The 12485-nt window shown below is 55.0% G+C and carries 7 protein-coding genes; 6 read left to right on the top strand and 1 reads right to left on the bottom strand.

Going from position 1 to position 12485, the window contains the following annotated elements:
- Window positions 1-2: 2 nt before the first annotated feature.
- From DEQ92_RS19660 to DEQ92_RS19675, 4 genes are all read left to right on the top strand, one after another.
- A complete protein-coding gene (locus tag DEQ92_RS19660) occupies window positions 3-1112 on the top strand; it encodes a hypothetical protein (protein ID WP_115821506.1) in 1110 nt (369 codons plus the stop codon).
- Window positions 1105-3306, top strand: coding sequence for a VirB4 family type IV secretion system protein (locus tag DEQ92_RS19665; RefSeq protein ID WP_115821508.1), 2202 nt, complete (start codon window positions 1105-1107; stop codon window positions 3304-3306). The genes DEQ92_RS19660 and DEQ92_RS19665 overlap by 8 nt, the downstream gene beginning before the upstream one ends.
- Window positions 3293-7474: an ATP-binding protein gene (locus DEQ92_RS19670; RefSeq protein ID WP_115821510.1), complete on the top strand. Its 4182-nt coding sequence runs from the start codon at window positions 3293-3295 to the stop codon at window positions 7472-7474. Before DEQ92_RS19665 ends, DEQ92_RS19670 begins: the two co-directional genes overlap by 14 nt.
- 343 nt (window positions 7475-7817) lie before the next feature.
- Window positions 7818-9074, top strand: coding sequence for a hypothetical protein (locus DEQ92_RS19675; RefSeq protein WP_193493846.1), 1257 nt, complete (start codon window positions 7818-7820; stop codon window positions 9072-9074).
- Window positions 9075-9884: 810 nt separating this feature from the next.
- On the opposite strand, the gene DEQ92_RS19685 is transcribed toward DEQ92_RS19675, so the two are convergent.
- Window positions 9885-10760 carry a hypothetical protein gene (locus tag DEQ92_RS19685; RefSeq protein WP_115821514.1) on the bottom strand — a complete coding sequence of 292 codons (876 nt, stop codon included), beginning with the start codon at window positions 10758-10760 and terminating at the stop codon, window positions 9885-9887.
- 190 nt (window positions 10761-10950) lie between these two features.
- Between DEQ92_RS19685 and DEQ92_RS23490 the strand changes: the two genes are divergently transcribed.
- Window positions 10951-11118 (top strand): hypothetical protein, encoded by a 168-nt coding sequence (locus DEQ92_RS23490; protein ID WP_158547635.1) that lies wholly within the window; start codon window positions 10951-10953, stop codon window positions 11116-11118.
- A 210-nt stretch (window positions 11119-11328) separates the two neighbouring features.
- Window positions 11329-12378 (top strand): RNA-guided endonuclease TnpB family protein, encoded by a 1050-nt coding sequence (locus tag DEQ92_RS19690; protein ID WP_115821516.1) that lies wholly within the window; start codon window positions 11329-11331, stop codon window positions 12376-12378.
- Window positions 12379-12485 lie beyond the last annotated feature (107 nt).

Raw genomic sequence — 12485 nt, forward strand, 5'->3', positions numbered from 1 at the left:
TCATGTCGACAGATTCAGACGCAGCAGCACGCCGTATCATGGACCAATTCGGTGAGGAGAGCCGCATTCCATTCCTCAATGTCGAGGAGGGAGACGTCGGCGTCCTCATCGCCTTCCCACTCGTGGGGCTGTTCATCGCCGGCCTCCTCGGAATCGACTCACTCTCACTCCCACTCATCGCTGGAGGACTTGGCCTGGGGGCGGCCATCGTGTACGTCACCCCCGACCACCTCAATGCGTGGACGTGGGCAAAGGACGTGTTCCGTTATGCGAAGCGGCCGCGTCGAACGTTCAGCGCAGCCGAATCGGAGGATAATTCCGGTCGAAACGAGGGTGGCCTCGCGAACTACACTCCGTTCACTCTCGACGAACGAACACAGGACCTCACCAACGTTGAACGGGCGTGGCCCGGTGCAGGTGCCATACAGCGGTCGGACGGCGCGATGGAGGCGTTCATCGAAATCAATCCCGGAAACATGGACTTCGCCATGTCGGATGATTGGGCTGGACTGCAGGAAGCGGGTACCGAGTTCGCGAACAAAGAACTTGACTCGAAGCTCAAGTTCCACGCGACGACGCGGTCGTTCCCAGTCGAGCAACTCACCGAGAACATCGAACAGCGCCTTTCCGACGAAGACGTCTCTCGAAATCCCGTCTTCCGTGAACTCCTCGAAGAGTACCGCGATCGACGCCCACACGCGATGCGAGAGCGTGGAACCCAACAGATACGCTTCTTTATTGGTGTCGAAGCGTCGCCACTCGAAGTCTATGACCGTTCCCACGACGAGCGAACCCCGGCAGAGAAACTGACCGGTATCCCTGTCATTGGATTCCTATTCAACCCGTTCGTTACCCGCCGCGAAGACCTCTCAGAAGCCGAACAACGCGCTCGAATGTTCGAAAAACTCGATAGCAAGATTGCTAGTATCGAGTCGGGATTCATCCAGCAGGCTTCGGGATGGTCTGCTCGTCGACTCAGTACTGTCGAGTTGTTCGTGCTGACGATGGATTTCTGGAATGGCCACGAGCACGACTACGACAACCCAGGGCGAGTCATCAGAGGTCAACCGATTATCGGGAGTTCCCGCAGGGAGGATGGTTTCGATGCGTAATATCGCTCTCCAGACCGAGAGTGAACTCATCACCCAGACCCTCGGGTGGCTTCAACAACCGACGTCGCCGGAGGGTGCGATGCTCTATGCCACTGGGTTACTCACAGTCGGTCTTATCGGCATCCTCGCGTGGAAACGCCGCACTACTCAGGAAGAACCCGAAGTTGACTTCTCGGATGTGCTTGACGAGGAGACACTGGAAACGGGCCACGGCGAGGGGCAACTCCTCGATGACATCGCAGAATCACACAAGACGACGATTGCACCCGCCGCTGTCGAATGGGAAACCCGTGCAGCCCATGTCGGTGAGCAGTGGACGACGACACTCTCGATTACTGACTATCCGGACTACCCGAACGACGGCTACCTCAGCGACCTCTTCCAACTGACAGACGTCGAGTTTGATCTCACTGCCCACATCCGGCCAAAGAACCAGCAGCGTGCTCTGAACGAACTCCAAGACATCGCTGACGACCTCCAAGTTGACGCTGACCTCGAAAAGAGCGTTCGAAGTGGCTACCTCCAACAGCGTGCGAACCAAGCCGCTGCGACGTACAACGCTGTCGAGAGTGGAACCAGTGTCTTCGACCAGGCGCTCTTCGTCACCGTTCGTGCCGACACACGGGATGAACTCCGTGATGCTGTTCAGAGTGTGAAGAGTGCACTCCGCGATGAGCCTGCCAGTCTCACGCCAAAGACGGCCATCTGTAAACAGGACTCGGCGATACAATCTGCAGCACCGATCGGCGACAACGTCTTTGGCCGAGAGTCAATTGCCCTTGGTGGGGCTGTTGGTGCCCTCCTTGCATCGCCACACAACGCGACGATTCTCGAAGAGGGTGGCGTGGAGTTCGGAATCCACAAAGACACGCACAGCCCGGTCGTTATCGACCCATTCGCACGTGACAACGGCTATGCGATGTTCACGGTCGGGGACACCGGCTCTGGGAAATCATTCGGCTCGAAGCAGAACTTCATTCGCTCTATCGAGCAGAGTAAGGACCGAATCGGAATCATCCTCGAACCGCTCAACAACTGGGCAGGTGTCGCTGAAGCGCTCAACGCCAAACGAATCACAGTTGGTGGGACACTTGGACTGAACCCACTAGAGATTCGCCAGACACCAGAGCATATCCAGCGGGCGATGGGTGAGGACGCGAGTCCATTCAACGAGAAACTTGATGACGCGATGAGTTTCCTGACGAACTACTTCGCACTCCGTGGCATCTCGCTCGAAGACCGCCGGACAACGCTCGAACTCGGTCTCAAGCGTTCATACGAGCGACAAGGAATCACCGACGATATCGCCACACACGGCAATCCCAGTCCGACTGTCCGTGATATGATGGACGTCTTCGAGGAGATGGTCGAGTCTCCTGAGGAGTTCGTTGTCCGGACTGACGCCGAAGCGAGCAAGCTCCGTGACGACGCAACGTGGCTTCTCGACCAGCTTCGACCCTTCGAAGACGAGGGGAGATATTCGAATCTCGGCAGGGCCTCGGATTTCAACATCCGTGACGAGAAGGTCATCTACCTCGATTTGGCCCAACAAGAAGGCAGCGTCAACAGCAGTACGGCACTGACGATGCAACTTCTCATCTCGCTCGTCTACGAGCGCGCGAAAGAGACTGACAAAGAGGTCGTCTTCGTCATCGACGAAGCGCGGTACATCATGCAGGACGCTGCGAGTCTGGCGTTCTTGGAGACGGTGTTCCGTCACCACCGACACCACAACTTGTCGATTCGGTTGGTCACACAGACGGTTGACGAGTTCTTCGAACACACAGAGTCCGAAGCAATTCTCGACCAGTGTGCAGTCAAGCAGTTCCACCATCTCGATGGCATGGACGAAACGTGGGCCAAAGAGTTCGGATTGAACTACGCCCAGATGCGCTTCGTCCAGGATGCAATTCCCGGGAATGAGGATGCTGGCTATTCTGAGGCACTCGTCGGCGTCGACGGCGAGTGGCGTGGAATCCGTGTTGAGGCGATGCCCAAAGAGAAACAAGTCATCGACTTCGATCCAACCGAGTCGTCTGCCGAGTCGCTTCCGGGTGCTGGGGGCGACACGGCTGACCCAGAGGTGCAGGCACTCCGTGAAAAACTACGAGACAGCTCTCTTTCGAGTGAACACACCACTGTTTCCGCTAAAACTGACGGTGGTTCTCAGGGGGTGACCCATGACGAAGCGTGAGTATCTTCGCGTCACACCGACGTCCGAAGAACTCGGGACCAACGGTATTGTCGAGGTTCTCAGCAGTCTTCACAAGCTATCGACGACCTCGGAGACCGGACTGCTTGGCAAGTTGAATCCACTCAACTCCTCTGAGCCACCACGCTTCGAATTCCTCGTGATAAGTGAAGGAATCGATAGGCCAGTCGAGTTCTACTACGGGGCAACTGAGCACCTCGACACGCTTGAGTCGCGGCTTCTGTCGATTTACCCTTCGACGTTCGACATCGAGCGTACGGAACTGGACCCTGCGCAGAAACTCATCCCTGAGCGGAAGTACACTCGCGAAGAATTCGAGGAAGCACTCGAAGCCGGGAAGCTATGGGATGAGTTTGACGAGCATGATGAAGATGATGACTTGGCAGAGTCCGATGAACAGGAGCACGAGGCGGACTCAGACCCAGTTTATGCTCGCCCGTCGATAGACCAACTCCGGCCAGTCGGCGTCCAGTGGCGGGGGACTGCCGAGAGAAAGCGGGATTGGATGACGACGCTCGTTCCGTTCACGAAGGCGACTGCAGGAGAGGACGCAGGTGCCGAAATCACGATTACACCGTTAGCGACACTTATCGACCACTTGAGCGACTTCGAACATCCAATCGGATTTCAGGTTGTCTTCGAGCGTCGTCCTGAATGGAAAGCAGATGCCGAACTGCGCGTCGAAGATCTCAAAGATGGACGAGACACATTCGGGCAGCGATACATCGGCCCGATTTTCGAATTCGACGATTACGAACACGAAGACAGACGCCATCGTCGAGAACGCAACCTGCCAGACAGTGTCCAAGGCCGTATTGATCGAATTACTGCGAAGCGTCCAAAGCAGACCTATTCAGTCAACCTTCGCACGGTCGCTGTTCTACCGACCGATGTTGACTCGGATGATGTGACCTCTAAAATCGAGTCCATTCTCCCAGTGTTCGACCCACTGGACGGGCCGTTCTACGGCCTCGATGGACAGCGAATCAACGAACAGGGGTGGCGTCAGAAAACGAAGCAAAAGAACGCCCGCAAACACCTCTGGAATCTTCTGGACCGAGAGTTAGAGACAGGTCGTGGGAAGACACGCCCAGACCTCATTTTAAACGCTGACGAGTTAGCGAACTTCCTCCTTGTTCCGTCCAGTGACCAACTCAGCGTGGAGGGTGCCCGAGGGACTCGTGCTGAACAACAGAGTCGAAATCCACTCCCACGCCCTCATCAGGACCTCATGCAAGAGTTCCGTGATGGGATGGCGATTGGATATGCGCTAGATGAGAACGGCGACCCCGAAGACGTCCCGATGTGCATCCCACCAAATCTGTTGCCAACTCACTACGGTCGATTTGGGACTACTGGTGCAGGGAAATCGAAGGCTTTCATCAACGAAATTCTCTCGCTCCACGAGAATACCGAAGGACCAGTTATCGTCGTCGAACCGAAAGGCGACGGAATGGCCGAGAACTACATGCGAGCACACGCTCGGCGCTTCGGAACAACTGACCTCGAAGAGAACGTGATTCACTTCCCGATGCCAGACGTGCTTCCTGGATTCTCATTTTTCGACCTTGGCCCTGCTCTCGAAAATGGAAGACGTCGTGAAGATGCTGTCCAGCGGAAAGCAGAGCACTACGAAGAAATCCTAAAACTCGTCATGGGCAGAGAACGCTACGAGAGGGCGGTCGTCTCTCCCACGTTGATTCGGACGCTCATCAAGGCACTATTCGATGAAGAACACGGGCGAGAAAATGGGCTCTATCGAGAATCAGCTGACTACTTTGCACATCGGCAGTTGGAGCACGCCGTTGATCAAGTCCTACAGGCAGGCCCGCCGAACCCGAATTACGACGATCTCCCCCAATCGAGTGAGGAGAATGTGGCCCGAACGCTCCGACGGCAACTCCAGAAAGACCCGAGTTCGTTTTCAGCCGTCATGGATGGTGTTGGCCACAGACTCAACTACATCTCTGACCGCCCGTATCTCGCTCAAGTATTCAACAACATAGAGAATCGATTCGACTTCCGAGATGTCCTCGACGAGAACAAGATTATTTTGTTCGACCTTGGTGACCTTCGCGATGATGCGTCGCGTCTCATGACCGGTCTGATTCTCTCGAATCTCGATGATGCACTCAAAGAGCGGAAACGCGAGGTCAGCGAGTATCCCGATGACTATGTGGTGAACCTCCTCGTCGACGAGGCATCGTCGGTCGTCGTTTCGGACATCATGAATGGACTCTTGGAGAAGGGCCGAAGCTTCCGACTCTCTGTGGGGTTATCGATGCAATTCCCTGAGCAGATGGAAGCAGAGGGCGGGCGGAAAGTTTACTTGAACGCTCTGAACAACATCGGAAGCTCACTTGTTGGCCAAATTAACGTCGACCGAGAACTTGCCCGAGCGATGGCCCACGAAGGGTTGGACCCTGACGAGTTTTCTAACCGGATTCGGTCGCTACCACGTGGAGAATGGATTGCGAACCTTCCGAGCCCCAAATTCGGGGAGACGGGACCATATCCGTTCAGTATCAAACCACTGCCAATCCCTGCAGGCCATCCAGAAAGTGACTACCCACTCACGCAGCGAGAAGAAGAGCAATTCAAAGAGACGCTTTCAGCGATGCATGAACACGCTGAGAACGAATTTGGCGTCTCCAACGAATCAGTCCCGAGTACACAGACGCCCGAAGAACTCCGAGAGGTTCTCACTGTCACCGATGCTGAGTTAGACGTCGTTCTCGCGAAGGTTGTTCGGAGTATCCAACTCCAACGAGATGTTCGTGAAGATAACGGGTGGGTTGCAGTCGAAGCAGTTGACGACGAACTTCGACGCCTGTTCGACGAGGTCGAGGCCGACGTCCCATCGTACGACGAGTTAGCGAGTATCCGACAGCGCTCGCGACTACTCGAAACGACTGTCGATATCGACGCTGACGAAGTAATCATCCGGTTGAGTGAGGAGGGTGAAGATGTTTCGACGCCAGACACGGGTGACGTTCGGTCCGCTGGTGGAGACGACCACGATGCAGCACTCTTGGAGGTCGAAGAAGAACTCTCCAAACTCGGCTTCACCGTCTCGATATTGTCGCAGGACGGAAGCGAGAAGCCTGATGCACGAGCGACTCATCCCGAGTTAGAGGAGACGTTTGCCATTGAGGTTGAGACGTCGACACCTGGAAAGCCCGCAAAGGTGCTCACGAACCTTCGGAAAGCGCAAGAAGAGGGCTCATTCCCTGTATTTGTTGTTCGACCTGGAGACACAGAGACGTACTGGGCAGAACGAGTCGAGAATATCCTTTCACCACCGGTTCGAGAACTCGCAAACGGTGAAACGTGGTTCTACACCTACGATTCGCCGCTCATGTTCAACGGTGGGGCGACCGAACAAGGCGGTGTTACCGCAGTCCGGCCTATGAACGGTGGTGACGACTCGAAACGTACTGTATGGGCTTTGGAGGATGATTCGATTGTTCTCCGCGATGGGTCCGGCACAGAGTATCTCCGAGTCTCCGAGCGGTCCTCGATTACGAAAGAACGCGTGCCAGCAACATACAGCTACGACCCTGCAGTCGACAAATACCTCGTGTATGGCCGTGGGGAAACACACGTCTACGAGTCTAAGGGTGCATTCGAGGGAGAATGGGTGAAAATCAAAGAGCCGTTCATCCCTGAAAATGAGTTGTTGAATCCAACGTTCGATACAGACGACTATGCTACTGTCATCCTCTCTGAAGACGATGAAGCAGTCGTCTACGATGGTGGTTCACGGAAGCCACTCGATTCGCTCCTTGAGAATGCCCACGGGGAAGACCTAGCCGAAACCAAAGAAAACAGGGAGCAATCCAAACCCCATTCGGACACCTCTTCAGAACCTACTCTGGAGCCCGGTTGGAAAGACGACCCAGACGCAGTTGTTGAACAATTCGTAACTGAATGGATAGTCGAAGACGAGCATAGTTCAGTCCCTGCCGCAGAGGTGTATTCGACGTATGAAATGTGGGCTGAGCAGCACCAAATCAGCCCTGATTCAAAGAGTTGGTTTAGCAGACGTCTCAATAATCAGATAGTGTTTGAGCGCTCCACTGAGCGCCGCAATGGCGAGGTTGTTCGCAGCTACAACGGCATTGCACTGGAGAATCTGAGTAAAAGGTGATGCACAGTCAAAACATGGTTTCTGGGGCCTCTGGTGTCGTTCTACCGCGTTTCTCTCCCCCGTTACGCCAACGGCGTCTACTCGTTCGTCAATATCTGCAAAAACGCAAGACTGCGGCATGTTACGGCATCTCCGAGAATGGCGTTACATCTACTGGGCCTTCAGAAAATGCCGTAAATTGCGTACACACACGGTACGAGTCTTCTACTCGCAGATTTGGAAATCTGTTACGGCAAAAAACGACTAGTATAGGGTGGGGGGTGGCCGTCGTAGACGGGCGAGCAATCGCTCGGGAGATTTTATCGTGGCGCGAGAGGCGCGCAGCCACAACCGTGAATCAACAATGACGAAAGAAACTACCACATTCGTGACACAGGGAAAACTCCCACCAAAACTCGTCGAACGAGACCAATGGGTCTGCTGGCGAAGCGAGAAACGAGACGGGAAGAAAACGAAGATTCCAGTGGTCCCTGGAGAAGGTTCGTTTGCATCATCGACGGATCCAGAGACGTGGTCAGATTTCGAAACGGCACTCGACTTCGTGACCAATGAGAGAGCAGATGGAATCGGCTTTGTGTTCACCAAAGAAGACCCAATCGTCGGCATCGACTTGGACGATTGCCGAGACCCAGAGACAGGCGACGTAGACGAGGACGCACAGGACATCATCGACCGACTCGATTCCTACACGGAAATCTCACCCTCGGGAATGGGCTATCACGTGCTCATCAAAGGAGACCTCCCCGAAGGCCGAAACCGACGTGGACATATCGAACTGTACGACACTGCACGATTCTTCACCGTCACCGGCGACCGCGTCGACAACACACCCGGACACGTCAAACGCCGACAGGACGCGCTCGAAGCAATCCATCGTGAATACGTCCAACTCCACTCAGAGAACAAAGAACCTGAACGTGACGAGCATACGAGCGTCAGGGACGACGCCAAAACCACACCCGCAGTGGCCCTCGAAGACGACGAGTTACTCAAGAAAGCAAAGAACGCCTCGAACGGCCCAAAATTCGAACGCCTGTGGAACGGGAACACCGCTGGCTACGATAGCAACTCGGAAGCAGACATGGCCCTGTGTTGTCTGCTGGCCTTCTGGACCGGGGGAGACACGACACAGATAGACACCTTGTTTCGACAATCGGGACTCCTTCGAGCGAAATGGGACGAAGTCCACTACGCCGATGGGTCGACGTACGGCGAGAAAACCATTGAGCGAGCGGTCGAGGCGACGTCGGAGTACTACGACCCCAGTCCAAGAGACGAATCGACGCAGTCGAAGCTTGAAACAGCGACTGAGACCACCGACGTGGATACCGACGAACCTGACCGTCGAAACGCCTATCTCGTCGAGAAGAACCAGTTGTTGTCTACCCGTGTAAGCGAACTTGAGGCGACGATTGAACAGAAAGACGAGCGTATCGCAGAACTCGAAAGGCAAGTCGAGGACCTCGTTGCCGAGCCTTCGGGCCAGAGCGACGAGGATGACCGTGAACAAGGACAACGAACCAGTAGCACCAAAGACAACTCAGACAATACATCGCTACTCGGCCGAACGAGACGCTTGTTCAGCGGGAACTCTGAGTAGCATCAGATAGCTGTCTCTGTTTTGTAGCCCCGTCAGGGGTGACGGGGCAACTTGTGTGCCCTGGAGACAACGCATGCATTCTGAGCAACAGCAACACGCACGTAGCAACGAGAGACCACTGAATAACCCGAAACAATCCCGCTCCCCGTGGTCAAACCTCCAACTGACTGTCCCAAATAACCGCCACCACACCTCGATTGTCGCGTTCGTCGAGTGTGTCCTCGTCGAACTCACTCACGAGGATGTCGGTGCGGAGTACGTCTCATCGAACGTGTGGGGAACAAAACGAACGCAGTTCATCGCAGCTGATGACGTTGCAGAGACGTTCTGCAAGCGACACTACGACGAGCGTCTGGGGTGGCATGAGACGACAATTAGCCGGGAATCCGTACGCAACGAGTTAATCGACCGACTTTCGCGGACGGATTCGCTCGCGACCGATCGTAGTCACAGCGCTCCTGTTGAGGCGTGCGATGTGTTCAGTGTGAAACCGGTGCAGCAACTCTACAATCGGCAACCTTAACCAATAGATGGGGATGCTATCATGGATCATTTTGGTCTCGCAGGAAAAGGTGGCACCGGGGGTAGTTTGAACCCGGGGGATCGTATTGAATATACCGTGATTCCGATCCCTTGGCGTCTCTTCTTGGCCATGCAAGCGTTTATACACTGGAAGAGCCAAAATTAGGCTGATTAATGAGTCTTGATGAGGCGGTTGACGAAGCACTCGCGACGTACAACATGTCGCGCAGCGAAGAGGCCGAGGAAGCGGGCCGAACAGTCGCCACGCTTCAAGACTAACAGATCCACTTAGTCGGGGCTCCGAATCTTTTCAGCGAACTCTGTTTTCGATAGTCCCGGTGTTTCCTTCAGCTCCGGATAGCCTGCGCGTTCGACGGCCTCCTCAACGAACTCGATCCATAGCTCTTCGTGCTGCTCCGCATAGACGACCTTCGCCTCACTGGGAAACATATCCAGTTCGTATGCGGTCAGGTCGATTTCGACTGCGTGTTTCCGCTCAAGCGTTCTCGCGCCGAAGCGGTGCAGGTGCTTGAAGAGGACGTTCTTCCGCCGAACGGTCAGTAGCCGCTTCGACTCGTTGATGTACTCGTTCACCCACTCTCGCCAGTCGTACGATTCTGGATCGACTTCTATGGACGTTTCCGGCATGGAGAAGTTCAGATTCAGACGTCGGAGGTAGAACTGGATCAGTGCGACGGCCGTCCGGTGATTGGCGTTGGGAAGTGGGTGTTTCAGAATCAGGTTCGAGGCGAGTCGACCTGCGACGGTTGTTGCTGAGCCCTCCCAGGCTGTCCGATCAAGCACGCCCGGTAGCGCGTCGACGTCGATCTTCTTGTATGCCTCGACAGGAACGCCTTCTTCGTCCTCGTTCTGAGCGATGAGAGCGCGGTAGATCTCGAGCAGGCGAACGACGATGGTGCTGTTGTCCTCGCTCATCTTCGCGAGTGACGCTTTGAGATCGAAATCGATCTCACGAACGGGCCCACCACCGACGTGGGACGTGTAGACGACGTAGAAGGCTTCATCGATATCGTAGGACTGGACCTTCACGGCAACGTCGTCATCGTAGCCGACGATCTGCGAGACAACTTCGGCAGGGTCCGGATGCACGAAGTCAAGAGAGAACTGCTTGTCACCGGGATGGTGGTAGTAGACGTGGCCCATCTGGTGTATTGTACTCTTTCATCAGTACTTATTAACCCGGTTTGTTGAACAGGAGGTTTCTATGTAGAGCATTGTGCTGGTGGTTGCGCTTTTCGTAGTACGACGAATCATACGCACCAATCGGACACCAGCAGGCGCCAGTATTACAATCAGTAGACGATTTTGTCATCATAGACAGGAGGCACGTTCCATGAGCAATAAAACAGCAGGCCTGTGGAAGCAAGCGATGGAATCAGAGAGGGATGTCTCCGAAATTCAAGCCCAGTTGGCAGAACTCAATCAAGAGTTGAACTGGGATCGCGAGAATCTTCGTGAAGATATCTCGACTGGCCGAACGCAAGTTCGCACAGACGGCTAACGACTGGTGTGTTCCTTGTTCTAAATAGAACGTATGGATATACGCAGCTATAGCGGACGAATTTCAATTCGAGATTTACGGAAGTTCGAGGAGAAAGCCCCGTGCTTTAGCATGGGGATGAATCCGACACTACCTTTCACGAACCACCGACGATAGCACAGCCTGATATTCCAATAGTTTCTTAACGCAACGTACCCGATTACAGTTGTAATGGTCACGGTGACTGTCACCGCGAAGTTCCACAATCCATCCCTCTCACGGCGCAAAGAGTGGCAACAGGGCACTCGCCTCTACCGTAACACCAAACAGTTCTGTATCGACGGATGGGAGAACGGCGACTTCGGCAAATCCGTGACCACAGCCAGCATCGACAACGGCCTCTACTCGGCCATTCAGAACCAAGCCATCCGAGAGGCGAAATCCGACCACAATAAGGACGGGAAGGTTCGCTACCGAGAGAGTCAACCGTTCGCCGTCAACAACCAGAACTGGGAAATCGACGCAACCGAGAACGGCACAGTCGTCGTCGGCTTCCCATGCGTCTCCCAATGGTGGTACACGCCTATCGAAGTGTACGACGACATTGCCGACCCTGTAGACCGACTGGTTGAGGGTGACGCCAAGAAGACACGGCTTCAGGTCTACCGTCGTGGTGACGACTGGCACTGTACGTTCAACGCCGAGTACGATGCCGACACGTCGGGTGAGACGCCCATCGGTGTCGATATTGGTGAACGGCACATCCTCGCGGTGACGGCCTACGGTGAGGGCGAGTCAATGCTGGTGTCGGGTGGTGAGGCGAAGTACGTTCGACGCAAATATCGTTCCCTACGCGATTCGCTTTCGGAAGCGGGTGCGCTTCGCGCACGTAACCGTGTGGGTGACAAAGAACAGCGTCGAATTAAGGACTTGAATCACAAACTCTCCCGTCGTCTCATCACGTTCGCGGAACAGTTCGAGAACCCCGTCATTCGGTTGGAAGACCTCGAAGGAATCCGTGAGAATAGTTCGTGGTCGGGTGTCCACTCGTGGCACTTCCACCAACTCCAACAGTTCATCACGTACAAAGCCGAACGTGCGGGTATTCGCGTCGAGAAGGTCGATGCGTACCACACCAGTCAGCGGTGTTCGGCGTGTGGTTCGATGGGAACCCGTGATGGCGACCACTTTTTGTGTTCGGAGTGCGGTCGTGGACGCCACGCTGACCTGAACGCCTCGGAGAATATCGCACAACGAGAGGGAGAAACATGCACGGCCTAACACTTCGGGTGAGGCGAACCGTGCTACCTCGCTGGTTGAATAGCCAGCCGTCGTTGACGCCCGCTGTATGCGGGGAGGAAGGCCCCATTGACAGGGCTACACGCGCT

Origin of the sequence: Haloferax sp. Atlit-6N (assembly GCF_003383195.1) — an archaeon.
GTDB lineage: Archaea > Halobacteriota > Halobacteria > Halobacteriales > Haloferacaceae > Haloferax > Haloferax gibbonsii.